General features: G+C 40.6%; 27 protein-coding genes. 9 read left to right on the top strand and 18 right to left on the bottom strand.

Annotation, left to right across the window (positions count from 1 at the left end; genetic code table 11):
• Positions 1–26: 26 nt before the first annotated feature.
• Together ABEV15_RS06230 and ABEV15_RS06235 are read right to left on the bottom strand one after the other, a co-directional pair.
• Positions 27–152, bottom strand: a complete 126-nt coding sequence (locus ABEV15_RS06230; RefSeq protein ID WP_429633071.1) for a hypothetical protein — start codon at positions 150–152, stop codon at positions 27–29.
• Positions 139–1,011: a nucleotidyltransferase-like protein gene (locus tag ABEV15_RS06235; protein WP_498852684.1), complete on the bottom strand. Its 873-nt coding sequence runs from the start codon at positions 1,009–1,011 to the stop codon at positions 139–141. The genes ABEV15_RS06230 and ABEV15_RS06235 overlap by 14 nt, the downstream gene beginning before the upstream one ends.
• Before the next feature lie 109 nt (positions 1,012–1,120).
• On the opposite strand from ABEV15_RS06235, the gene ABEV15_RS06240 reads away from it, so the two are divergent.
• Positions 1,121–1,474 carry a YgzB family protein gene (locus ABEV15_RS06240; protein ID WP_498852685.1) on the top strand — a complete coding sequence of 118 codons (354 nt, stop codon included), beginning with the start codon at positions 1,121–1,123 and terminating at the stop codon, positions 1,472–1,474.
• 24 nt (positions 1,475–1,498) lie between these two features.
• Here ABEV15_RS06240 and perR read toward each other — a convergent pair whose 3' ends face one another.
• The 6 genes from perR to ABEV15_RS06270 all read right to left on the bottom strand — a co-directional run bounded on the left by perR (position 1,499) and on the right by ABEV15_RS06270 (position 5,608).
• Complete coding sequence (perR, locus tag ABEV15_RS06245) at positions 1,499–1,945, bottom strand: peroxide-responsive transcriptional repressor PerR (RefSeq protein WP_429633075.1); 447 nt, start codon at positions 1,943–1,945, stop codon at positions 1,499–1,501.
• A 179-nt stretch (positions 1,946–2,124) separates the two neighbouring features.
• Positions 2,125–2,586 carry a thioredoxin-dependent thiol peroxidase gene (gene bcp, locus ABEV15_RS06250; RefSeq protein ID WP_498852686.1) on the bottom strand — a complete coding sequence of 154 codons (462 nt, stop codon included), beginning with the start codon at positions 2,584–2,586 and terminating at the stop codon, positions 2,125–2,127.
• A gap of 11 nt (positions 2,587–2,597) precedes the next feature.
• Complete coding sequence (locus ABEV15_RS06255) at positions 2,598–2,996, bottom strand: ion channel (protein WP_498852687.1); 399 nt, start codon at positions 2,994–2,996, stop codon at positions 2,598–2,600.
• Positions 2,997–3,038: 42 nt separating this feature from the next.
• Complete coding sequence (locus ABEV15_RS06260; RefSeq protein WP_429633060.1) at positions 3,039–3,824, bottom strand: ABC transporter permease; 786 nt, start codon at positions 3,822–3,824, stop codon at positions 3,039–3,041.
• A 4-nt stretch (positions 3,825–3,828) separates the two neighbouring features.
• Positions 3,829–4,620: an ABC transporter permease gene (locus ABEV15_RS06265; RefSeq protein ID WP_498852688.1), complete on the bottom strand. Its 792-nt coding sequence runs from the start codon at positions 4,618–4,620 to the stop codon at positions 3,829–3,831.
• Positions 4,613–5,608, bottom strand: coding sequence for an ABC transporter ATP-binding protein (locus tag ABEV15_RS06270; protein ID WP_498852689.1), 996 nt, complete (start codon positions 5,606–5,608; stop codon positions 4,613–4,615). The genes ABEV15_RS06265 and ABEV15_RS06270 overlap by 8 nt, the downstream gene beginning before the upstream one ends.
• A 133-nt stretch (positions 5,609–5,741) precedes the next feature.
• Between ABEV15_RS06270 and ABEV15_RS06275 the strand changes: the two genes are divergently transcribed.
• The 3 genes from ABEV15_RS06275 (at position 5,742) to ABEV15_RS06285 (ending at position 12,983) form a co-directional block, all read left to right on the top strand.
• Positions 5,742–7,037 (top strand): glutamate-1-semialdehyde 2,1-aminomutase, encoded by a 1,296-nt coding sequence (locus tag ABEV15_RS06275; RefSeq protein ID WP_498852690.1) that lies wholly within the window; start codon positions 5,742–5,744, stop codon positions 7,035–7,037.
• A gap of 262 nt (positions 7,038–7,299) precedes the next feature.
• Positions 7,300–11,772 (top strand): glutamate synthase-related protein, encoded by a 4,473-nt coding sequence (locus tag ABEV15_RS06280; protein ID WP_498852691.1) that lies wholly within the window; start codon positions 7,300–7,302, stop codon positions 11,770–11,772.
• A gap of 137 nt (positions 11,773–11,909) precedes the next feature.
• Entirely contained in the window at positions 11,910–12,983 is a 1,074-nt protein-coding gene (locus ABEV15_RS06285) for an FUSC family protein (RefSeq protein ID WP_498852692.1), read from the top strand.
• Between the two features lie 33 nt (positions 12,984–13,016).
• Here the strand turns inward: ABEV15_RS06285 and nikC are convergent, their stop codons facing one another.
• The 7 genes from nikC to ABEV15_RS06320 form a co-directional block, all read right to left on the bottom strand.
• Positions 13,017–13,907 (bottom strand): nickel transporter permease, encoded by an 891-nt coding sequence (gene nikC, locus ABEV15_RS06290; protein ID WP_498852693.1) that lies wholly within the window; start codon positions 13,905–13,907, stop codon positions 13,017–13,019.
• Positions 13,908–13,924: 17 nt separating this feature from the next.
• On the bottom strand, positions 13,925–14,929 hold the full coding sequence (locus tag ABEV15_RS06295) for an ABC transporter permease (protein WP_498852694.1): 1,005 nt from the start codon (positions 14,927–14,929) through the stop codon (positions 13,925–13,927).
• Between the two features lie 65 nt (positions 14,930–14,994).
• Entirely contained in the window at positions 14,995–16,599 is a 1,605-nt protein-coding gene (locus ABEV15_RS06300) for an ABC transporter substrate-binding protein (RefSeq protein ID WP_498852695.1), read from the bottom strand.
• 46 nt (positions 16,600–16,645) lie between these two features.
• On the bottom strand, positions 16,646–17,614 hold the full coding sequence (locus ABEV15_RS06305; RefSeq protein ID WP_498725936.1) for an ABC transporter ATP-binding protein: 969 nt from the start codon (positions 17,612–17,614) through the stop codon (positions 16,646–16,648).
• Positions 17,589–18,602, bottom strand: a complete 1,014-nt coding sequence (locus ABEV15_RS06310; RefSeq protein WP_498852696.1) for an ABC transporter ATP-binding protein — start codon at positions 18,600–18,602, stop codon at positions 17,589–17,591. The genes ABEV15_RS06305 and ABEV15_RS06310 overlap by 26 nt, the downstream gene beginning before the upstream one ends.
• Before the next feature lie 185 nt (positions 18,603–18,787).
• On the bottom strand, positions 18,788–19,318 hold the full coding sequence (ntdP, locus tag ABEV15_RS06315) for a nucleoside tri-diphosphate phosphatase (RefSeq protein ID WP_498852697.1): 531 nt from the start codon (positions 19,316–19,318) through the stop codon (positions 18,788–18,790).
• Positions 19,319–19,421: 103 nt separating this feature from the next.
• Positions 19,422–19,568, bottom strand: a complete 147-nt coding sequence (locus tag ABEV15_RS06320) for a gamma-type small acid-soluble spore protein (RefSeq protein ID WP_429635258.1) — start codon at positions 19,566–19,568, stop codon at positions 19,422–19,424.
• 102 nt (positions 19,569–19,670) lie between these two features.
• Here ABEV15_RS06320 and yfhS point away from each other — a divergent pair, with 102 nt between their 5' ends.
• On the top strand, positions 19,671–19,895 hold the full coding sequence (gene yfhS, locus ABEV15_RS06325; RefSeq protein WP_429633047.1) for a mother cell protein YfhS: 225 nt from the start codon (positions 19,671–19,673) through the stop codon (positions 19,893–19,895).
• 12 nt (positions 19,896–19,907) lie between these two features.
• Here the strand turns inward: yfhS and mutY are convergent, their stop codons facing one another.
• Positions 19,908–20,996: an A/G-specific adenine glycosylase gene (gene mutY, locus ABEV15_RS06330; protein ID WP_498852698.1), complete on the bottom strand. Its 1,089-nt coding sequence runs from the start codon at positions 20,994–20,996 to the stop codon at positions 19,908–19,910.
• A gap of 55 nt (positions 20,997–21,051) precedes the next feature.
• On the opposite strand from mutY, the gene ABEV15_RS06335 reads away from it, so the two are divergent.
• The 3 genes from ABEV15_RS06335 to ABEV15_RS06345 all read left to right on the top strand — a co-directional run bounded on the left by ABEV15_RS06335 (position 21,052) and on the right by ABEV15_RS06345 (position 22,454).
• The gene (locus ABEV15_RS06335; RefSeq protein ID WP_429633043.1) at positions 21,052–22,029 is read left to right on the top strand and encodes a metal-dependent hydrolase; all 978 of its coding nucleotides are present in this window, start codon (positions 21,052–21,054) and stop codon (positions 22,027–22,029) included.
• Positions 22,030–22,120: 91 nt separating this feature from the next.
• The gene (locus tag ABEV15_RS06340; protein ID WP_192948702.1) at positions 22,121–22,288 is read left to right on the top strand and encodes a small, acid-soluble spore protein K; all 168 of its coding nucleotides are present in this window, start codon (positions 22,121–22,123) and stop codon (positions 22,286–22,288) included.
• A 1-nt stretch (position 22,289) separates the two neighbouring features.
• Entirely contained in the window at positions 22,290–22,454 is a 165-nt protein-coding gene (locus tag ABEV15_RS06345) for a YpzG family protein (RefSeq protein WP_192948701.1), read from the top strand.
• 23 nt (positions 22,455–22,477) lie between these two features.
• Here ABEV15_RS06345 and ABEV15_RS06350 read toward each other — a convergent pair whose 3' ends face one another.
• Entirely contained in the window at positions 22,478–22,798 is a 321-nt protein-coding gene (locus ABEV15_RS06350; RefSeq protein WP_194947818.1) for a YfhH family protein, read from the bottom strand.
• Between the two features lie 348 nt (positions 22,799–23,146).
• Positions 23,147–23,947: a recombination regulator RecX gene (gene recX, locus ABEV15_RS06355; protein ID WP_498852699.1), complete on the bottom strand. Its 801-nt coding sequence runs from the start codon at positions 23,945–23,947 to the stop codon at positions 23,147–23,149.
• A gap of 67 nt (positions 23,948–24,014) precedes the next feature.
• Between recX and ABEV15_RS06360 the strand changes: the two genes are divergently transcribed.
• Positions 24,015–24,242, top strand: a complete 228-nt coding sequence (locus ABEV15_RS06360) for an NAD-dependent epimerase/dehydratase family protein (protein WP_498852700.1) — start codon at positions 24,015–24,017, stop codon at positions 24,240–24,242.
• The last annotated feature ends 114 nt before the right edge of the window (positions 24,243–24,356 follow it).

The following is a 24,356-nucleotide window of genomic DNA, read 5'->3' on the forward strand; positions in this document are numbered from 1 at the left end:
GCTCTTTGAGCGACCTTTTCATATTATCACATCATAAATCCGATGTCAACAACAAGTTTCATTTTTAACCGCTGCCACGTCTCAGCAGCGACGATTAAAAATATATCACGAACACTTTTAAACGTCAACACCTTTTCTTTATTTTTTTTCAACCGTGTAATGTCTATGAAATACTCCTTGCCCTTTCGTTGCAATTTTTTCAATAGCAAGCACATGTTTTTCAACTAGAAATTCAAGCAAAATCGCTAAATCGACCCCATATACTGCTAAATCTTTTTCATTTAGCAATTCAGCCATAGACCAAGATGTTTCTTTTCTTTCAAGCACATCAAGCAAGTGACTCGCTCCTTGTTTGAGTTTTGAGTGGATAAAAAAATCACTTGCTAAAAATAATAATTGCAATCGCTTATCGAGAGGTTCTTCACCTCCAACGAGCTCAGCGTATAGTTTATAAATTTGCGGTTCAATATGTTTCACTTGATTCCATACGGTCACTTCGGGATAAAAACCATTTTCGATAATAGATAGACGCGCTAAGTGATGAAGGGCATGTAGTACGTGATTGTATGCGTCAAGCCATTGATCTTTTTCAAAAAAGCTCCGCCCTTCGATATATCGGCGTACTAGTTTAGCAAACTCAATTCCCATCTTCACTTTTCTTTCGCCTGTCGGAAACCCCAAAAGACGTTGTCGCCACTGCTCAATATATTCATTTCGATCAAATAAAATTTTTCCATTCAACAACCAATTCATCACTTTTCGATTTGAGCCAAGCAATACCCATTCTTTTACTCGACTCTCATCTACAATGTGCAATGAAGCGCTTTTTTCTTCAAATGTATAATGTTTAATAAAAACGGGTTCCTCAGCCTCACGAGCAATCACAAATAAAATGACATCAAATAAATCCGTCTCCGGAGAATAATCCGATCCTTTTTCAATCATTAAAATTCCAAGCGTATGCGGCTGGCTAGCTCGTTCTTGGTAAATCGGGCGCAATAAATCATCCATAACCGATTCCTCCACTTTTCAACATTGTTTGACCGTATTCGACAATTTTAAAAAAACTCCTGCTTATCATCCAAAACTTATGATATAGTTATGCATAGGAGGAGATAATGTGGGTGTAAAATATTCAAGCAAAATCAACAAAATTCGTACGTTTGCGTTAAGTTTAATTTTTATCGGATTTTTCGTTATGTATGCAGGAATATTTTTCCGAACTTCACCAATTGTCATGACGTTATTTATGATTTTAGGGTTACTTTTTATTATCGCAAGTACAGTCGTTTATTTTTGGATTGGTATGTTGTCAACAAAAACTGTACAAGTCGTTTGCCCTTCATGCAATAAAGTAACAAAAATGCTTGGACGAGTTGATGTATGCATGTACTGTAACGAACCGCTTACGCTCGATCCAACGCTCGAAGGAAAAGAGTTTGACGAAAGGTACAATCGAAAAACAAAAAGCTGATAGCATGTGGCTACCAGCTTTTTTTTAATGATGCCCTTTTTGACAGTCTGGACACGTTCCGTAAATCTCCATGCGGTGGTGACTTACTTTAAACCCTGTCACATGTGCCGTTAAATCTTCTACTTCATCTAAACCTGGGTAATGGAAATCAACAATTTTTCCGCACGTTTCACAGATGACGTGATAATGATGTGTCGTAACGAAATCAAAGCGACTTGACGCATCACCATACGTTAATTCTTTGACGAGACCGACTTCTTTAAACACACGCAAATTGTTATACACAGTTGCGACACTCATATTTGGAAACTTTCCTTCCAAAGCCTTATAAATTTCATCCGCTGTTGGATGGGACATAGACTGAATCAAATATTCGAGTATCGCATGACGTTGCGGTGTAATACGGACGCCGGTTTCTTTCAACGTGTTAAGCGCTTCTTTTAATTGATGATGTACGTGCGTCACCGTCATGTACCTCACTTTCATTTATAAAAATTATAATTATTATTTTATAATTTTTATAAATAGTGTACAAAAAAACAAAACCGTTTGTCAATTGTATTTTTAGGAAAAAAAGGCGATCCCAGAAGAATCGCCACGTACATGTTTGAGGAGGTGTGTGCTCTACTATATCGTACGCAACGATCTCTTTATTTGTTTGAGCCAATCGCCTGTTTTAAAGCGTCTAGCACCTCTTCAACATGCCCATTTACTTTCACTTTTCTCCACTCTTTGACAATGTGACCGTTTGGGTCAATTAAAAACGTGGAACGCTCAATCCCCATGTACTCTTTACCAAAGTTTTTCTTTAACTTCCACACATTATACGCTTTTGCTACGTCTTGTTTTTCATCAGAAAGAAGTAAAAACGGCAAGCTATGTTTTTCGATGAACTTGTTATGTCGCTCAAGTGAATCCGAACTAATCCCAATGACAACGGCCCCAAGCTCGTTGAACGCTTCGTAATGATCACGAAACCCACAAGCTTCCGTCGTACACCCTGGTGTCATATCTTTCGGATAAAAATATAAAACGACATACTTCCCACGAAATTGCGACAATGTAACGTGTTCTCCGTTGCTTGCTGGCAATGTAAAATCGGGTGCTTTCATTTTTTCTCCTCCTACTTTCTTTCTGCGTCCATCACTGTCCGAACAACAAAAGCAGCTGGCAACGCATAGCCGAACAGTACTTCAATCATCGCAATCCATCGCCCGATTCCAATCGGTACAACATCCCCATAACCAACAGAAAGCAATGTGGCTGCACTAAAATATAAGCTCGTTTCGACATATTGCCAAAAATGAGAATCCTCTATATTCTTCCCATTTTCCATAATAACAACATGTCCATTAATATGCAAAATTGTATAAACAAGCGCAAAGCCGATCATCGTCGTTAAATAAACAAATAAAATAGCGATAAAGTTTTCTACTGAAATGGCTAAGCGTTTCGCTTGCCAAAAGGAACGAACGCTCATATATATAGTAAAAGCAATGATGCCAATAAATACATACGTCACAATATCCCCTCCTGTCCTCATATATACGAGGGGATGTTTAATTTAATTCCCAGCACCTCGATATCGTTTTACCCCCGCGTTCCATAACAGCACCGATAAAGTAAAACATACAACCCCCATCACTGGTGTCAAAAATGAATACGTGTACCATTCCGTTTTCCGCAAGAAGTACGCCGCTGGATATACACCAACGAATGCAAACGGCAAAATCCACGTCAAAATGTAGCGGATGACACGATTGTAAATATCAACGGGGTATCTTCCATAGTTTCCGATATTGTACATCATTGGCATAATCGAACTACGTGCATCAGACCAGAAGCTAATGCTTGCTAGTGAAATAAAAATTCCAGCGTAAACAAATGTGCCTCCTAGCACAAAAAGAACAAATAAAATCACATCATACCAATGAAACGTTAAATGTAACCGCGATGCAGCATAACCCATAACGATTAAGCCGGTAATTCCTCCAAGAAGCGACTCTAGCTCCATACGTTCAAGCACAATTTGAAATAAACTATGCACAGGACGGGTTAATACGCGATCCATTTCTCCTCGTACAATGTATCGTTCGTTAAAATCCCAAATGTTAAAAAATGAGGCGAACAAGGCGAACGGAACTAAAAAGAAACCGTAAATAAAAATAATTTCATCGCGCGTCCATCCGTTTAAAAATTGTGTATGTCCAAATACAACAAGAATAAAGATTAAATTGACTCCTTGAAACATCAAATCAGATAAAAACTCCACGAACAAATCGGTACGATATTGCAACTTTGTTTTTATATATTGACTCATATACTGAAGAAAAATAGACATATAAAACATATGTTCACCCCCCTTGAATGATGAGTTTCCGTTTAGCTGCTTTCCATAATAAATAAATCGGACCGATCAATACGACGCACCAAACAGCTTGAAACATCATTCCTTTGATCGCTTCATCCCCTGTGAAGCTTTCCGTAAAAATCATACTTGGAATGTAGCTAATCGCTTGAAAAGGCAAATAGTGCATCACACTTTGCGCCCATTCTGGATAAAAACTAATCGGTAAAATGAGCCCTGAAAATAAATCAATAATAAATCGTTTTGCACGAAGCAATCCCTCACCATTTAATGTAAAAAACGTCACCATGCCTGCTAGTAAATTGATTTGGGAGTTAATAATAAAGCTGAGCACTGTCGAAAGAGCAAAATAACTCCATGTTTGGACATTCGTTGTAAAGTGAAGCGAAAAAACGAATGTGACAATGACCATTCCCGGAAGAGAAAAGAAAATGAAACGGAAAATACCTTCTCCAAGCCCTTGCATCGTTTTCATAATTAAATAGTTGTATGGCCGAATAAGTTCAATCGCTACTTTCCCTTCACGAATTTCCATCGCAATTTCGCGATCAATATTATTAAAATAAAACGCTCTTGCCATCCAAGCGATGGCGACATATGTCGTCATTTGATCAACTGTCATTCCTTGAATAGACGACTGCCCTTCATAAATGGCAGACCATAGAAAATAATACGCGCCGATATTAATGCTATAAATAAAAATGCCGCTATAATAATTCGTTCGATAAGCTAGCATCATTAAAAAACGCATACGAATCATTTCAATATATTTACCCATGATGAATCCCTTCTTCATAAATGTTGCGAATGATTTCTTCCGTCGATACTTCACGAATGTGAATATCTTTCAGCTCATAGGAAGAAACGATCTTTCCAATGACATGCGCCATATCGGTTGCGCCAACATGCGCAATCCAACTATATCGATCTTCTCCTTGCTCCCAGTTTGCATCAGCAAGCGACATAAGCTGTTCTTTTGAAACAATATCGCGAAATTGAAAGTGAATTTGTTTCCCTTCTCCCCAATTTTGCTTTAAATGTTGCAATGAACCGTCATAAATGATTTTTCCCTCATCAAGCATAATGACGCGCTCACAAAGCGCTTCGATATCTGTCATATCGTGTGTCGTTAATAAAATCGTCGTGTTGTACTTTTCATTAATTTCTTTTAAAAACTGACGAATTTTTAGCTTCACAAGCACATCTAAACCGATCGTTGGTTCGTCTAAAAATAAAAGCGGCGGATTATGAATGAGTGCAGCGGCTAGCTCACAACGCATACACTGTCCAAGCGATAGCTTGCGTACAGGTTTATCAAGTAAAGGACCGATATCTAACGTTTCAATGACATGATCCATATGTTCGTTATAAGCTTGATCAGAGACGCGATACACTTTTTTCAACAACCGAAACGACTCTTGCACTGCAATGTCCCACCATAGTTGTGATCGCTGTCCAAATACAACGCCGATCGTCTGCACGAAACGTTCCCGCTCTTTATGCGGATTCATCCCATTCACAACGACTCGTCCAGATGTCGGCGTTAAAATTCCTGTTAACATTTTTATTGTCGTTGATTTACCTGCCCCATTTTCGCCGATGTAGCCAACCATTTCCCCTTGCTTAACCGTAAACGAAATATCATCGACAGCCCGAATCACTTTATAGTTTCTCGTGAACAAATCACGAAACGCGCCAGCTAAACCTGAGCGACTAGAGTACGATTTAAATTCTTTGCGTAGTTTTTCTACTTCAATTGCATACATGTTTCTCACCTCTCATGAAATCACTATTCAATAGTGTAACGAAAATGTTTAAACTCAACAAATGGTGTACTCAAATAAATGTGATAAAATGAACACCATGAAAGAAATTTTGCATAAAAGGAGGAGGCTTCGCATGAATTTTACGAAGTCTGAACAACTATATCAAGAAGCGCTTGAACATATTGTCGGCGGTGTAAACAGCCCTTCTCGTTCATATAAAGCTGTTGGAGGCGGTGCGCCTGTCGTTATGGAGAGAGCACAAGGGGCATATTTTTGGGATGTAGACGGCAACAAATATATCGACTATTTAGCAGCTTACGGACCGATTATTACCGGGCATGCCCATCCACACATTACAAGGGCAATTCAGCATGCAGCTGAGAACGGTGTGTTATACGGGACGCCAACACCGTATGAAATTACGTTCGCTAAAATGTTAAAAGAAGCGATCCCTTCTCTCGAGAAAGTGCGTTTCGTTAACTCAGGAACAGAGGCTGTTATGACAACTATTCGTGTTGCACGCGCATACACAGGCCGCGATAAAATTATAAAATTTGCAGGTTGCTATCATGGGCATTCCGATCTCGTTCTTGTTGCTGCTGGTTCTGGCCCATCAACATTAGGAACACCCGATTCAGCCGGCGTACCAAAAAGCATCGCGCAAGAAGTCATTACGGTTCCGTTTAACGACGTAGATGCGTTCAAACAAGCGATGGATCGCTGGGGAAGCGAGGTCGCTGCTGTCCTTGTTGAACCAATTGTCGGAAACTTCGGTATCGTTGAACCAAAACCGGGCTTTTTACAAGCGATAAATGATATCGCTCATGCGGCTGGAGCGCTTGTCATTTATGATGAAGTCATTACTGCCTTCCGCTTTATGTATGGCGGCGCCCAAAACTTGCTCGGGATCGAACCAGACCTAACTGCACTCGGAAAAATTATCGGCGGTGGTTTACCGATCGGTGCATACGGCGGTAGGAAAGAGATTATGGAACAAGTAGCTCCGCTTGGCCCTGCTTACCAAGCAGGAACGATGGCAGGAAATCCAGCCTCCATCTTAGCGGGCATTGCTTGTTTAGAAGTATTGCAACAAGAAGGCGTGTACGAGCACCTCGATCAGCTCGGTGCGATGTTAGAAGATGGAATTTTAACATACGCCAGCACATACGATATTCCTGTAACGATTAACCGTTTAAAAGGCGCACTTACCGTATACTTTACGACGGAAAAAGTAGAAAACTACGAACAAGCCGAACGAACAGATGGAGAAATGTTTGCTAAATTTTTCAAGCTTATGCTTCATCAAGGGATTAATCTTGCTCCTTCGAAATATGAAGCATGGTTCATTACATTAGCCCATACAGAAGAAGACATTGAATATACAATCGAAGCGGTAGGCCGCGCATTTAAGTCCTTAAAAAATGAATAAATATACAAAATAACGAGGTGATACATATGTTTCCACCTCGTTTTTTACGCTCAAAATAAATGAAAACGCTTACAAATTTCATGAACTTTTTGTTACATAAACTGAATATCATATCCAAAAACATGAATAAATAATTGATTGTCTGTCATGGTCGTGTTAATATAGACTATAAAATTTAGAAAATTTTATTTTTTAAAAAAAGTTTTTTGTAGGAGGTGGCGAAGGCGAGAAGCGAATGATAGTCGCTTGCAAGCCGCATGCTATGAACCAACGGTGGAATCCAGCTTCATTTCAACATTTTTACAAACATGAGCACGACGCGTGTGGAATTGTCGCTGCGGTTGAAAAACGACGCATCCCGACAAGAGAAAACATTACAACATGTATTAACGCCCTCGTCACAATGAATCATCGCGCAGGATTTATCAACGGAGAAGGAGATGGCGTCGGCATCCACATCGACATTCCAAAAGCACTTTGGAAAGAAAAATTGGCTGTTGCCCAACTTAATCCTCAACTCGTTGACCGCGACGATTTTATCGTTGGCCATATATTTATTACACGAACAACGAACGTGGAAGAAAAAAAAGCACGTATGCGCCAATTATTTGCTCAGTCCCAATTGACGCTCATTTTTGAATCTGACCACGTTACATCTTCTTCAGCGCTCGGTCCAATTGCTTTACACGAAGAACCAGTATTTTGGCAAGTTGCTCTTTTACCAAATCATCAACAAAAAACATTATCTCAAACATTATTTGAATTAACAATTGAGATCGAAAAAGATGAACATATTCATGTCGCTTCGTTAAGCAATCATCACGCGATTTATAAAGTCATGGGTGCTGGTGATATTTTACCAAAATATTATCATGACTTAGCGAGTCCGCTTGTCGCATCTACGATGACACTTGGCCATAATCGCTATTCAACAAATACATTATCAAACTTTTTCCGCGTTCAACCGTTCAGCGTCCTAGGTCATAACGGTGAAATTAACACGATTGCCAAACTACGTGAAGAAGCAACAATGATCGGTGTCCCATTGACAAACGGCGGAAGCGATTCGCAAGATTTAAGCCGTACGATGGAAACGCTCATTTATCGAGATGGTTATACACTATTTGAAGCGATGGACTTTTTATTCCCTCCCATCGTAAACGAAATCAAAAACTATCCAGATCATTTACAAGATTTATATACTTACATTCGCGAAGCTTGGGGACATTTTGCCCAAGGTCCTGCCGGAATCATTTCGCGCCATGCTGATGAAGCGGTATTTAGCGTCGATGCACTCGGATTACGTCCGCTTTGGAAAATTGAAACAGAACATCGTTACGTATTCGCATCTGAGCCAGGCATTATTCCAACGTGCGAATACACAGGCGAACCAAAACCGCTCGCCCCAGGGGAAAAAATCGGCTTAAAATGGCAAGCGGACGGAACGATTCGTGTTTATGAATACGCAGATTATCAACAAGAAGTATACAATCGCATTCGAAAACGATTAAATATTGAGAATATGCGCTATCGTTTACAAACACCTTCACTAAAACCGTATGTGCTCGTTGCTCAACCAACAAAAGTGCATAATGGGCAATACGCTGCATTCGGTTGGGATCGCGAACATATTCAATTGCTTGAACAAATGGCAGAAAAAGGGGCAGAGCCAATTCGTTCACTTGGTCACGATGCTCCGTTGGCAGCGATCGATCCTGAACGAAAAAATATTGCTGATTTCATAAAAGAAAGTGTTGCAGTTGTTACAAACCCTGCCATTGACCGCGACCGCGAAACAGAACATTTTTCTACTCGCGTCGTAATCGGAAAGCGACCAAGTATCGTCTCAAATGAAGAACATCCGTACACAGTTGAACTTCTTTCACCTATTTTAATCGAAGGAAAACTCGGACATGAATGTGCGGAAACATTGCAACAACCGTCATACGACCAGCTCGTTCATACATTTGAAGAAAAACAATTAACGTACTTTATATCAGCAACTTTTTCTGAACACGAAACGATTCCAATGGCACTCACCCGTTTAAGCAAAGAAGCATGCGAAGCTGTTGAAAATGGAAAAACGTTACTAATCATTGACGATGCGAAAGCGCATCAAAACGGATATTTATGGATCGATCCACTTCTTGTTATATCAGCCATCGATCAAGCGTTGACAAAAGAGCAATTACGAAGAAATTGTTCGCTCCTTCTTCGTTCGGGAGCAATTCGTTCGCTGCACGATTTCATCGTTGCTTATGGACTTGGTGCAAACGTCATTAGCCCGTATCTTATGTTTGCGACAGTTGCTGATTCATCAACTCGACCAGCCATTCATTTGTTCCAAGCATTAAATAAAGGGCTCGAAAAAGTCATTTCAACGATTGGTATTCATGAATTGCGCGGGTATAGCCGTCTATTTTCGTCTATCGGATTACACGAAGAAGTCGCAGCTGTATTAAATATTATTAACTTTTTTGGTTCAGATTCGCTTGCACAAAATTTTGCAGCATTAAAACTAGACGCGATCGCACGCGCAAAAGATTTTGAAACCGAACAAGCAAAGTTGCGCAAAACGTTCCACGTCTTTCCACGCATCTGGAAAGCGATTGGCGAAGTGGCACAAACCGGTTCATACGATCAATACCGTGAAAAATTGACAGAAATTGAAACAGAAACACCGACAGCCATTCGCCATTTAACGGACTTAAAACAGGCGAACGTGCCAGCCAAAAAAGAACATGTCGACATTTCTGTCGGTGAACATAGCTTGCCGTTTGTCATCGCCTCCATGTCATTCGGTTCGCAAAACGAAATTGCTTTTCGCGCTTATGCCGAGGCAGCCAACCGTCTCAACATGGTTAGTTTAAACGGTGAAGGCGGTGAAATTAAAGATATGCTCGGTAAATATCCGCGCACGCGCGGGCAACAAATCGCCTCTGGACGATTTGGCGTTAATGCTGAACTGCTCAATTCATCCAATTTACTTGAAATTAAAATCGGGCAAGGCGCAAAACCAGGTGAAGGCGGTCATTTACCGGGTTCGAAAGTAACAGCGAAAATTGCTGAAGCACGAAACGCAACGATCGGCTCGGATTTAATTTCACCGTCAAACAACCATGACATTTATTCGATTGAAGACTTAGCCCAAATGATTGCTGAATTAAAAACAGCAAACGATCAAGCAAAAGTAGCTGTGAAAGTACCAATCGTTCCTAATATTGGAACGATTGCTGTCGGCATCGCAAAAGCTGGGGCAGATATTATTACGTTAAGCGGTTTTGACGGTGGCACAGGAGCAGCGCGCATCCACGCGATTCAACATGTCGGCTTGCCTGTAGAAATTGGCGTCAAGGCGGCACATAATGCCCTCTTGGAAGCTGGATTGCGCCACCAAGTGGAAATTTGGGCAGATGGTGGCATAAAAAGCGCTATGGACGTTATAAAAGTGATGCTTCTCGGCGCGAATCGCGTAGGTTTCGGAACGTTAGCGATGATCGCAATCGGTTGTACGACATGCCGAGGGTGCCATTTAGATACGTGCCATGTCGGAATCGCCACGCAAATTGAATCGGAAGCGCAAGCGAAAGAACACGGTTTACGTCGCTTCGTTCCAAGACAATTTGAGCAAGCGGTACAAAACTTAGTTCGTTTCTTTACAGCGTTTGGTGAAGAACTCAAAGCGCTCACCGCATCGCTTGGTTATACAAACTTACAACAACTTGTCGGTCGCTCCGATTTACTTGAGCAAACGCGTGGCCGAGATCGCATGGACTTGACAACATTACTAAAACCGTTAGACATTGGGCAATGGTACCAAAAAGAAGTTGCAGCGACATCGGAAGAAGGAAAACTCGCTGTTGCTGCTGGTGCTGAATATTTAGATTACCACGTTGAAGATTTGCACCGTTCACGTGAATTTTCAACTGTCACAGCTGAACAGCGCGTACTTGGTAGCCGTGTCGCATGCCATCGTGTACGTGGTCGATTAGATGGATCGTATAAAAGGCTGCCAAATATTTCTCTGCGCTATAAAGACGGCTCTGTACCGGGCAATGGGCTTGGTGCGTATAACGTCACCGGCATTCATATTCACGTCGACGGCGGAGCACAAGATGGCGTCGGAAAAACATCGCTTGGTGGCGGCATTTTCATCTTTAAAGCAAAAGGAAAAGACGGAAAGTTTTACAACGGATCGGTCGGAAAAGGATTTGGCTACGGAGCGCAAAAAGGGTTGTTAATCGTTCAAGGAAATGCCGATGCGCGCGCAGGCATTCGCTTATCAGGAGCAGATATGATTATCGGTGGTCAAGTGACAAAACCAATTCCTGAAATTGAACACGGCAATATCGGTGTCAATGCCAACATTAAAGGATTTGCCTTTGAATATATGACAAACGGACGCGGGCTCGTTCTCGGCGACCCAGGTCCATGGATTTGTGCAGGAATGACAGGCGGTGTCGTTTATTTGCGTCATCAGCCAGAAATGGGCTTAACAAAAGCGGCTCTTGAACGTCGGATCGCCAAAGGAGCAAACGTCACGATTCAACCGCTTAACGAAAAAGGAAAAGCGGACGTCAAAGAACTGCTTAGCACGTATATTGATTTGCTTATTGAACATGAACAGCACGACGAAGCAGCAACGCTTCAACCGTTGTTGCAACAACCGGAACAACACTTTTTCCAAGTCATCCCGAAAAAAGAACAAGCAGATCCATCGGTGTCAACAGAATAAACATAAAAAGAACTGCTTCAAAAAAATGAGGCAGTTCTTTTAATTTTTTTCCTTTTTTCTTGATATACTGATAAAAAACATGTATATTTTTTTGTTGTTCTAACAAGATGATAAAAAAGAAAGGAATTTGAGCGACGATGAGACTTGGAGCCCGCGTCTTTAAAACCGGGATTGCGATTACATTTGCATTAGTTTTAGCAAAATTGTTGCAGTTACCTTCCCCTGTATTTGCTGGCATTTCTGCTGTATTTGCGATGCAACCGACCATTTACCGTTCATACTTGTCCTTAATTGAACAAGTGCAAGCAAATGTCATCGGTGCGGTTTTTGCGATTGTTTTTACACTTATTTTCGGACACGATCCGTTTATTATCGGATTAACTGCCATTTTAGTTATTGCGTTATTTCTTCGTCTTCGTTTAGAATCTTCCATTTCTGTCGCGCTTGTAACGGTCATCGCAATTATGGAATATACGGGGGAACACTTTATTGAATTTGCGCTTATTCGCTTTTCTACGATTATGTTAGGTGTGTTGTCCGCGTTTGTCGTGAATTTAGTTTTCCTTCCACCGAAATACGAGAAAAAACTATATACGAAAATTGTCGAATATACAGAACAAATTTTAAAATGGATTCGCATGAATATTCGCCATGCATCTGAGCATCATTTACTAAAAGAAGACATTGAAAAATTAAAAGAAAACATGATGAAACTTGATCAGCTTTATTTGCTTTATAAAGAAGAACGAACGTATTTCCGTAAACATAAATATAGTAAGTCGCGCAAACTTGTCCTGTATCGACAAATGATTGTTGCAACAAACCGCGCCTTAGAGACGTTAAAGCTACTGCATCGTTTAGAAAACGAGCTGTCGCATACACCTGCTGAACTTCAAGATGCAATAAAAAACGAACTCGATTGTTTATTAAATTACCACGACCAAATATTGTTGAAGTTTATCGGGAAAGCAAAATCTGATCCACAATCACAATTTGCAACGGAAGCGTGTTCTGGAAAAAAAGGATTAATTCGCTCGTTTTTAAACCATTATGTTGAACAAAGCGTCGAACAAGAAAATTATCAACTATTTCCTCTAATCGGAGCGATTATTGAATATAGTCACCAACTTGAACATTTAGACACACTGATCGAAAGTTTCCATCATTATCATAAAGAAGAACATGTCGTACCTACTCCTGAACAAGAATAAAAAGATGTCCCGTTTATGCCTCGGGACATCTTTTTAGCTTTTCATACGCGGATCAAGCGCATCGCGCAATCCATCGCCCATTAAGTTAAATCCTAACACCGTTAACATTATGGCTAATCCTGGAAAAATCATCGTCCACGGTGCCTGTGTTAAATACGCTTTTGAATCGGCTAGCATCTTCCCCCATTCAGGATTTGGCGGTTGGGCACCTAATCCGAGAAACCCGAGAGCCGCTGCTTCAATGATCGCTGTCGCAATCGCAAGCGTCCCTTGTACAATGATCGGAGCCATACTGTTTGGTAAAATGTGATGAAATAAAATGCGTGCATCGCTCATACCAATCGCTTTTGCCGCAGTAATGTATTCTTCTTGTTTAATGCTTAATACACGCGATCGGATCAGACGACCAAAGTTTGGAATGTTAATGACTGCGATCGCAATGAGCGCATTTTTCAATGACGGTCCTAAAACTGCAACAATTCCGATTGCTAATAAAATACTTGGAAACGCAAGCATAATGTCAAATATACGTGAAATGACCGCATCGATCCAACGCCCATAGTATCCTGCAATAATTCCAAGCAAAGAGCCGATTACAACCGAGCCTAATACAGAAAAAAATCCAACCCATAACGAAATGCGCGCCCCGTAAACGACACGGGAAAAAATATCTCGCCCGAAATCATCTGTTCCAAATATATGTTCTTTCGACGGCGCTTGTAAACGCATCGAAAGTTGTTGATCGTTCATATCGTACGGGGCGATAAACGGAGCAAAAACGGCAAGCAAAATGAAAAATAGCACAATGCCACTTCCGACGAGGGCCATTTTATTTTTCCGAAAGCGAACCCATCCTTCTTTCCATAACGATGTTGCTTGTTCTTCTTGTACGATGTTTGCTTCGTTTCGTGCTAACTCAGCCAACGCACTTCCCTCCTTTTTTAGTTATATTTAATGCGTGGATCAATCGCAGCATATAACAAGTCAACAATTAAGTTAATGAAAATAAAAATCATCGCAACAATTAAAATACCAGATTGAATAACAGGATAATCGCGATAGCCGATCGCTTCATAAATATAACGACCAATTCCCGGCCAACTGAAAATCGTTTCTGTTAAAATTGCCCCACCAAGTAACAATCCCATTTGCAAACCGATGACTGTCAGCACCGGAATAATTGCATTTTTTAACGAATGCTTGTACACCACCCAAAACATGCTTAATCCTTTCGCACGTGCTGTGCGAATGTAATCTGATTTCATAACCTCAAGCATGCTCGAGCGGGTCATGCGGGCAATAATTGCCATCGGGATCGTTGCTAAAGCCACGCTCGGAAGTACTAAATGTTGCAACGTTTGAACAAACTGATCTGTATTTCCTTGAATTAACGTGTCAATCACATATAAGTGGGTAATTGGGTCAATTGGATTACGAACATCTTCACGTCCAGATGTCGGAAACCAATCTAAGTTAATCGCAAAAACCCATTGTTCCATCAACCCTAGCCAAAAAATAGGCATCGAAACGCCAACTAAAGCCAAGACCATCGCCACATAGTCAAACCAAGAGTTTTGAAACCATGCACTAATAATACCTGCATTTACACCGATGACAACAGCAATAAACATTGCCGCAAGAGATAATTCTAACGTCGCCGCTAAATATGGCCAAATTTCTTGCGAGACGGCCACACCTGTACGAAGCGATTCCCCTAAATCTCCTTTCAATAATCCGCCAACATATTTGATATATTGAATGTACCATGGCTGATCTAATCCAAGTTTATGCGTTAATGCTTCAACAGCTTCTTTCGTTGCCTTTTGTCCTAAAATGACTTGAGCTGGATTTCCTGGAATGGCGCGAATCATAAAAAACACAACGAGCGACATGCCAAGCAAAACGGGAATGACTGTTAACATGCGTTTGATCGTATATGAAAACATACGTTTCACTCCTTTCTTACATGATGGAAAGGGAGAGGATTCCCTCCCCTCCCTCAACACAAATGTTATTTAAACTGTACTTTTGTAAATTTATCCGTTCCTGTCGGATGCGGATTAAATCCTTCAATGTTTGCTTTACCTGCTAACAATGGTGTTGAGTGTGCAAGTGGAATCCATGGTGCGTCTTCTTTAATAATTTCTTGCGCTTTTTTGTACAATTCGTTACGTTTGTTTTCATCGCTAACTGTTTGCGCCTCGATTAAAATGTTGTGCAATTCATCGTTCGAATAGTACGTGTAGTTGTTGCTGCCGATGCTGTCTTTATCAAGTAGCGCATACAAGAAGTTGTCAGCGTCACCGTTATCACCTATCCAACCAAGCAAGAACGCATCTGCTTCTCCTTTTGCTACTTTATCTAAGTATGTTGCCCATTCATACGTTACGATTTTTGCTTTCACACCAATTTTCGCAAAACTTGCTTGCAATGCCTCCGCTACTTTTTGTCCATCTGGCATATATGGACGTGGAACAGGCATAGCCCATAATTCCATTTCAAATCCGTTTGGATAGCCAGCTTCTGCAAGTAATTGTTTCGCTTTTTCTAAGTCATACGGATAATCTTGAATCGCATCGTTATAGCCAGGAATGCTTGGCGGCAATGGGTTTTTCGCAGGTTGTGCTTGACCCGCATAAAACGCATCAATGATCGCCTGTTTATCTACAGCATGATTCAATGCTTGACGAACAAGTTTATTGCCTAACGGACCGCGTGTAACCGTTAATCCGACATAGCCGACGTTCATTGAAGGACGTTTAAACACTTGGAAATCTTTATTCCCTTCTACTTTTGCTAAATCAGAAGGATTCAAATCTTCCATAATATCAATCTCGCCTTTTAACAATGCATTTAAACGAGCAGAGTTATCTGGAATCGATACGAAAATTAATTTATCAAGTTTTGGATGTCCTTCTAACCAATATTCTTTATTTTTCTCAAGCACGATGCGCTCATTGCGCTTCCACTCTTTAAAGACGAATGGGCCTGTTCCAACAGGATTTTCACCAAATTTATCGCCATATTTTTTAATTGCTTCAGGGCTAGCAATCGCAAACGGCACCATCGCAAGATTTTTTAAGAATGGCGCTTGCGGACGTTTTAAAACAAACTGCACAGTATGCTCATCTAACGCTTTTACCTCTTTAATAACATGTCCTTCATCATTTTTGTATCCACCAAACATGGAGCCGTAGTATGGGAACGTATCCGCATTGCCGTTTGCCCAACGCTCAAAGTTAAATACAACAGCTTCCGCGTTAAAATCTGTTCCGTCATGGAACTTTACACCTTTACGAAGCGTAAACGTATAGGTGAGTCCATCTGGGGAAACTTCCCATTTTTCTGCTAATGCTGGTTGAATCGACGTGTCGCCATCATTGTAATCTAACAATGTGTCAAAAATATTTTTCGTGACTTTAAACGATTCACCATCTGTTACTGTCGCTGGGTCTAACCCAACAGAGTCGCCACCGCGTCCATAGACGAGTGTCGTTTGCTTTTCAGCTTCTTCTGTTTTTTCTCCACCTGTTTGTTCCGACTTGCCGCAACCTGCAAGCGCAGTCGCTGCTACAAGAAGAAACGTAAGCAGAGTGAGTAACCACTTTTTCTTCATTTCTTTTCCCCCTTAGTGAGTAATATATTTCATCGCTTAGCCATCTTTATGTATAAAGATGGCAAGCGACGTAATGCCCTTGTTCAACTTCTTTCCATGCTGGCTTTGTCGTTTTACAAATATCCATACATGCTTGACATCGTGTATGAAAAGCGCATCCGGTTGGCGGATTCGATGGACTTGGTAAATCTCCGCTAAGCAGTTGCTTTTCTTTTTTATATTCTGGATCTGGAATCGGAACGGCTTCAAGCAATGCTTGGGTGTATGGGTGTTTCGGATTGCGGTATACATCCTCGCTGTTAGCCAGCTCGACCATCCGCCCTAAATACATGACGCCAACGCGATCGCTAATATGGCGAACAACACCAAGGTCATGAGCGATAAAAATATATGTCAAACCAAACTCTTTTTGTAAGTCTTCTAGTAAGTTCAGCACTTGGGCTTGAATAGACACATCAAGTGCTGAAACAGGCTCATCCGCAATAATGAGCTTCGGTTTCGTCATCAATGCGCGAGCGATGCCAATGCGTTGCCGCTGCCCTCCGCTAAATTGGTGCGGATAACGTTTGGCATGATAGCTACTTAATCCGACGACTTCTAACATCTCACGCACTTTTTTTCGTCGCTCTTCTTTTGAACCGATCCCATGAACAATGAGCGGTTCTTCTAAAATTTTTTCGACTGTATGGCGCGGATTAAGCGATGCAAACGGATCTTGAAAAATCATTTGCATATTGCGACGTACTTTTCGTAATTGTTGCGGTGATAGCTTCGTCACTTCTTCATTTTCAAATACAATAGATCCTTCTGTCGGTTCAATGAGCCGCAAAAGCATTCGTCCTGTCGTTGATTTTCCACAGCCGCTCTCTCCGACGATGCCTAACGTTTCCCCTTTGTAAACAACGAACGATAAGTCATCAACCGCTTTCACTTGACCGATTTGTTTATTAAACAAACCTGCTGTAATCGGAAAATATTTTTTTAGTCCTTTAACTTGTAGTAACAGTTCGTTCATGAATGGTATGTTCCTCCTTTGCATACAAAAAGCAACGCGCACGATGGCCTTGTTCTACTTCGTATAAATCTGGTGTGTGTGAAAAACATCGTTCAAATGCTTGTTCACATCTTGCCGCAAAACGACAACCGTGTTTAATAGAACCCGGTTTGGGCACACTTCCCGGAATGGAATATAACCGCACTTTTCGTTCACGAATATCTGGAACGGAACGAATAAGTCCAATCGTATACGGATGTTTTGGATGGCGAAAAATTGTTTGAACGTCTCCTTCTTCAATAATTTTTCCCGCATACATCACAACGACGCGATGGCACATCTCTGCGACAACGCCTAAGTCGTGCGTAATCATCATAATTGCTGTACCGAATTTTTCGTTTAACTGCTTCATTAAATGTAAAATTTGCGCCTGAATCGTCACATCTAAAGCGGTCGTTGGCTCGTCGGCAATTAATAAAGACGGGTTACATACCATGGCCATCGCAATCATGACGCGCTGTCGCATGCCCCCAGATAGCTGATGTGGATATTCATCAATCATCTCTTCGGCACGAGGTAAACCAACAAGTTTCAACATATCAATGGCTCGCTTCCGCGCTTCTGCCTTGCTTATTTTTTGATGAATGCGAATCGCTTCAATCATTTGATTACCAATGGTAAAAAGCGGGTTTAATGACGTCATCGGCTCTTGGAAAATCATCGCAATTTCATTCCCACGTATTTCTTTCATCCTTTTTTCCGATGCTAGCACAATATTTTCATCTTTAAACCATATTCCTCCATCTGTAATTTTCCCAATTCCTTTCGGCAACAATCCCATAATAGAAAGGGATGTCACACTCTTTCCACAGCCCGATTCGCCAACAATACCTAAAATTTCACCTTTATTTATGTAAAAGTCCACTCCATCAACCGCAGGAACTTCCCCTTCGTCTGTGAAAAAGCACGTTTTTAAATTTTTGACTCGTAAAATTGCCTTATCTCCCACGGAAGCCCCTCCTTTTATATACATAAAATTCATATTTTTAAAATAAATTTTACTTCAAATTATTACATGAATATTAAAAAAATACAATAAAAAAAATTCAAAAAATTTAATCATTCTTTGCAAAAAATAAAAAACAACGGTGACAAGTAGCTAACCGTTGTTTTTGATCCATGTATGTATTACTTTTACTCTCCATACATAATAAACTTTTTATACCAATGTTCGACCACTACAGGAGCAAACGGCCCCTTTTTTTCTTTAATCCATTGAATTAATTTTTGAATATTATTTTTTAAAATCTTATCAATAATTTCAGGATAGTCCATTTGTTTGCGATGTCGTTCATATTCATCGCGATCTAATATTTCATACTGACCGTTTGGAAATACTTTAATATCTAAATCATAATCAATATATTTGAGCGCTTCCCCATCCCAAACGTAAGGCGAGCTGATATTGCAATAGTAATACACACCTTCTGCACGAATCATCGCAATAATGTTAAACCAATGTTTTGCATAAAAAAAACAAATGGCCGGCTCACGCGTCACCCATGTTCTCCCATCTGCTTCTGTCACAAGTGTACGATCGTTGCCACCGATCACTTCGTCTTCGCTTCCTTTTAACACAACTGTTTCCTTCCACGCTCGGTGGATATGGCCATCATGTTTATAACTATGAATTTGAATGATCGCCCCTGTTCGTGGATATTTCATATATTTTCCCTACTTTCATTCAACGCTTTTTTTCTTTATTATAACGTTAATAAGCAAGGAAGAAAAAGGGCATCGGACGAAAGCCGATGCCCTTTGCGCGTTATTAGTTTTTCTTTGCTTCTGATTTCGCGTTTTGTTGCTTAACGTGTTGAACATCTGTTTCAGCAGAAAACTCTGTTCCGTATTGACCAGCATTTTGTTGTTTTACATGTTGAATGTTTGTTCCTGCTGCTGTTTTGTTTGGTTTCATGATACTCACCTCCACGCTTATTACTTTGCGTCATCTCCTTAAAAAATATCCGTATGAATAATTTTTATTTCATTTTCCAAACTACATGAAAGAGGTGAAAATATGTATATTGGCCGCGATTTGACACACTTGCAAATGATTTCAAAACGGGAGTGGAAAGATAGCGAGTTAGCGTTTTTTCATCACGCCCTTCAACAAGTGACCCCGTATTTAAACGCTGAAGGGCAAACGATGCATCGTGAAATTATTGAAGAAATTGAAGCAAGAGGCGGTTTACAGCGAAACGAAGCAACATACACGAACGGAACACGCGTATTTTATGAGTAAAGGCGCATGCCTTTACTCATACGCTCGCCATATTTTTTGATATATGACTGGAAAAGCATACTGTTTTAGTTCATCGGCTGTTACCCATTTATTCGTCTCATCTCCGATTTGCAGCTCCAGCGCCTTTCCTTTATATGCCTCGATACGCCATACGACATGTGAAAATACGTGTTCAAACGTCCCGAGTTGTTCCATGGAACGAATCAAAACATGATATCGTTCACTTATTTCTCTTATAAATGTCTGCTCGTTCGATGTCGGAGCATGTTCGTCATTTGGAAATTGCCATAAATTCGCAAGCAATCCGCTACTTGGTCGTTTTTCAATTAATATGTTTCCGTCTTCATTGACGAGCACAATGGCACGGAAGGCAACATGCTTCGGTGCTTTCGCTTTCGTTTTTACTGGCAGCTGCTTTTCTACCCCTTCAGCAAACGCACGACAATGTCGTTGAACAGGGCATAATAAACAACTCGGATTTTTCGGCGTACATATGAGTGCACCAAGTTCCATTAACGCTTGATTAAAATCAGACGGATTGGTATGTGAAATAATATGGGATACAATTTGTTCGAACTTTTTTCTTGTGCTTCCTTTCGCAATGTCGTCTGTAATATAAAAAATACGCGATAATACTCGCATCACATTTCCATCTACCGCAGGCTCAGGAATATCGTAAGCAATGCTTAACACCGCTCCAGTTGTATATGGTCCAACGCCCTTTAATGAAGAAAATTGTTCCTTAGACGCTGGCACACGTCCACCATACTTTTCTTTTACTTCTTTTACAGCTGCATGTAAATGGCGAATACGGGAGTAATATCCGAGCCCTTCCCATACCTTTAACACTTCTTCTTCCTCTGCGTCAGCTAACGCGTCTAAAGTCGGGAACTTTTCAATAAACTGATAAAAGTAAGGGATGACCGTATCGACACGCGTTTGTTGCAGCATGACTTCTGATACCCATATTTTGTATGGATCTTTTTCTTTACGCCACGGTAAATCACGTTTCTCCGCTTGAAACCACTGAATTAAATCGTGCTGAAATAACTCAATATGAAAATGTGCCAATATTTGTTGTAAATTTTCTTTCACGTTCATTCCTCCAAGGTGGTAAACTAAAAGTAAGTTCAATCGGAAAAAGGAGGCCTTTTATTTGGATACTGGTACACACATCTTAATGGGGTTTGCATTAGGTGGATTAGCCACGTTAGATCCAACAATCGCTCATGATCCGACACTTGCTCAGGCTGTGCTCATCGGCACGCTCGTTGGCTCGCAAGCACCTGATATGGACACTGTTTTAAAATTAAAAAATAACGCCAAATATATTCGCAACCATCGTGGCATCACTCATTCTATTCCTGCCTTGTTTGTTTGGACGCTGCTCATTAGCGTCGTTCTTTTTTATGTGTATGACACGTCCTTTTTTCACGTGGCACTTTGGACATGGATTGCCGTTAGTGTACATGTATTGGTTGACATTTTTAATTCGTATGGTACGCAAGCGTTACGTCCCTTCTCAAAGAAATGGATTGCCCTCGGTATCATCAATACATTCGACCCGTTCATTTTTATCATTCACTTAGCTGGCGTCGTCCTATGGCTGAACGGGCACCATGCTGGATATACATTTCTTGCTGTATATGTCGTGCTCATTGGTTACTATATCATTCGCTTTCGTCAACAACAAGCGATAAAACGAAAACTAAAACAAATGTTTTCGGATGTCGAACAAATCATTACCGTACCAACAATAAAATGGAATGAATGGCATTTAGCTGTGGCGACATCGACTCATTTTTACGTTGCACGCGCCCAAAACGGAACAATCGATGTCCTCGACATCTTTGAAAAATGTCCTGTTCCAAACATCCCGGTCATTGCAAAAGCAAAACAAGACGAAAATTTAGCCGCCTTTTTGTCATTTTCACCTGTGTATCGTTGGGAAGTTCATGAGTATGACGATCATTACGAGGTGCGTTTTATTGATTTACGTTACCGAAGTAAAGAGTATTATCCGTTTGTTGCAGTCGTGCAACTTGATCGCGACTTAAATATTGTTAGCTCCTATACAGGATGGATTTTTAGCGAGAAGAAATTGCGCAAAAAACTAGAACTTATTCCAGGCTAAAGTAAACGGCGGTGTTCATAAATCACCGTCTATTGCTGAATACTATACGTGTGCTTCAAAAGCACGAGATGAACGTCTGGGGGGACTAACATTGAGAAACAAAGAACAAGGCTTTCCGAACCAAAACAACGAAAAATTAGAAGGTGAGCCACGCGCAAAAGCAGAGTATGCATCGAAACGTGCAAACGGCACGATCAATACGCACCCTCAAGAACGAATGCATGCATCCAATAAACGGGGCGATATCGAGGAGGAATAAAATGGGCAAACATTGGCGCAAAGAATTTTATGATAACCGTTATTCCGATCCTTTCCTGAAACCATGGGCAAACCCGAAACACGCTCATGCCCAAGTAAACGGTGAAACACAACAATCACAAAGTTTAATGATTTTACATTCTGAGGTAAATAAGCGAAAAGCATGATGAAAAAGAGGTTGACGCTCGTGTCAACCTCTTTTCTTTAACAATGAAATAGGCAGCGCCACTTCTGTATTCGGATCGTTCAAACGATAGCCCCATGCAAATACACCGTTCATATATTGAAGTTTAAATAACGACTGCGGATCTCCTTCAATTTCATAAAACTCTCCTGGTTTAAAATCATTTGGATTGAGCAAATACGCCTTTGCCATCGCAATTTTCCGCTCATACACCGCATATTCATTTACCATGCCCATCTGTTCTGCTTTTCGTGCTTTTTCAGTTAATGTGGCGATCTCTTGTTTTAATTCCCATTCACTCATTTCACCGTATCTTTTTTGACCCATTTTCCCCACTCCACTTTATGGCAACTTCATGTTCATCGTATCATAAAGTGAGCCTAAAATACATAGATGGATATAAGGGTAAATATTCCATCCGTTGATACACAATAAAGCATCGGTATAATCGCTCCTTTTTTACGAACTAGGCCGAAAACGCTTTCGCAACAACGTTTAATCTTGACAACTGCTTATGTATACGTTTTCCTTATTGTTATAAATATAAATACACCGTTTTGGGACGATTCTAGCCATATTCAAGACCGTTCCCGCCTTCGCTCACCAAAACAAGTAGCAGAAACAATTATAAACGAATATAAACGACAAGCAGAAATTATTGTGGAATAGGAGGGGTTAGTCCTCCTTTTTCTTTTCTAAAAACTGTTCAATTAACGAAAGCGAAAAACCTTTTCGGTATAGTGCCTGCTTCATTTTTTGTTCGTACGTGTAACGATCATATTTTTCGTAACGGCGATGTGCTTTTTCCCCGTAATATATGAGCGCTTCCCATTCCGTTCCATCATCTGCAGTCACATGCTGTTTTGCCATTTCAACAATATGTGAAGGAAAACCTTTCATATGCAACAGTTGTGCAATGTATGCTTTTTGTTCTTGATGCGACCGTTTTTTCGATTGCTTATTTATTTTTTCCATCCACTTGATCGCTTTGTCTCGTTGCATATCCTCTGTATAGCGTTCCATCGCTTGTGCGATCATATCTTCACTTATCCCTTTATCCATTAGCTCTTTATAAATCACATAAGGTCCTTTCATTGTCGTATTTACTTGCGTTTGCACGTACGCATGTGCAAATTGTTCATCATCAATGTATCGCTCATTTTGTAGCTTTGCAATCACTTGTTCAATCGTCCGAACATCTATGTCCCTTTTTTTCAAATAGTCAACAACTTCTTGTTTCGAGCGCATACGGTAAGCTAAAAAACGAAGCGCCATCTTATACGCTTGTTTTTCATCATCTTTTTTCATCATTTCCATCCATTGCTCTTCTGTTACCGTCATTCCTTTTTTCAGGCGATACTCAATCAATACGTCTTGATCAACAGACATGATTTGTTTCTCTCCATCTTCTTTCACAAAATGAACGTAAAAACGTTCATCATTTTTTCGGTCCACTTCAATTTTTTCAATCCACATCATAGCACACACCTTTTCTTTCTTTTTTTCCTTAAACAACGCATAATAAAGGAAAGGAGGGAAAATAATGAATATTTTGATTGCTGGAGGAACCGGTTTCGTCGGTAAGGCGTTAACGTCATATTTTACACGAAACGGCCATCATATGTATATATTAACGCGAAATGCACAAAAACGGGAGAACGATCCGTATATTCATCATGTACAATGGCTAACGGATGACGCACCCCCTCATGAACAACTACCTTCTATTGATGTGGTCGTAAACTTAGCTGGTCAACAACCCAATGACTAAAGTCATGGGCTTGTAAGCCCCATGTTGACCAGACCAAGGCTTGAAACAGAGCCTACGTTATAGATGTCATGACACGTTCGGGTGCTTCTCCAGCCCGTTCCTCTGTCGTGCAAG

It is taken from the genome of Bhargavaea massiliensis (genome assembly GCF_050480245.1).
Classification (GTDB): domain Bacteria; phylum Bacillota; class Bacilli; order Bacillales; family Anoxybacillaceae; genus Anoxybacillus.